The organism is Oleiphilus sp. HI0079 (genome assembly GCF_001635105.1).
Map to the genome: position 1 here is coordinate 1 of NZ_LWFT01000764.1, position 820 is coordinate 820.

The 820-nt window shown below is 45.5% G+C and carries 1 protein-coding gene; it reads left to right on the top strand.

From position 1 onward, the window contains the following. Window positions 1-291: 291 nt before the first annotated feature. Window positions 292-820 (top strand): nucleotide sugar dehydrogenase (locus A3750_RS14265; protein ID WP_156498595.1); only part of this gene is annotated, 529 nt, incomplete at its 3' end.

The following is an 820-nucleotide window of genomic DNA, read 5'->3' on the forward strand; positions in this document are numbered from 1 at the left end:
GGCGGACATGAATGTCTCTCGAAAAATGTAGAAGTGTAAAGTAAGTTGACGTTATTGGTGTCTGTGTCGCCTCATTGACTTTACACCTCAGCTCCGCGTTCGAAGTTTTTTAGAACTTAGGCATAAAGATTCGGCTAGGCTTACTTATAAGTGTAATATTACGATCAATAAAGTGTGCTAAAAACAGCCTTCGTCTTTGCTGAAGAGAGGTTGACTGCGTGTCTTGTTTAAGCGCGTCTGCATACGGAAGCATTGCCAAAGAGTTTAGTTAAGGGCTAATAAGGGAATTCAATGAAAGTATCGATTTTTGGGACGGGTTATGTCGGCTTGGTAACCGGCGCATGTTTGGCTGATATGGGGCACGATGTGATTTGTGTTGACGTTGATGCGAGAAAAGTTGAAAAGCTGAATAACGGAGTCATTCCGATTTATGAGCCCGGCCTAGAAGCGATTGTTCAGAGTAACTTTGCGGCGGGGAATTTGCGTTTTACTACGAATGCAGAAGAAGCCATTGCACATGCTAAGTTACAGTTTATTGCGGTAGGTACACCTCCGGACGAGGATGGCTCTGCAGATCTCCAGTATGTGCTCGCCGTTGCGGAAACAATCGCAACGCATATGGAAGATGAGAAAATTGTGATTGATAAGTCGACTGTGCCTGTCGGGACGGGTGACAAAGTTCGAGCAAAAATCGACAGTGTGCTGTCTGATCGTGGTGTGAGCTTGTCGTTTGATGTGGTCTCGAATCCTGAGTTTTTGAAAGAGGGCGCTGCCGTCGGTGATTTTATGAAGCCGGATCGCATCGTTGTGGGTATTTCTA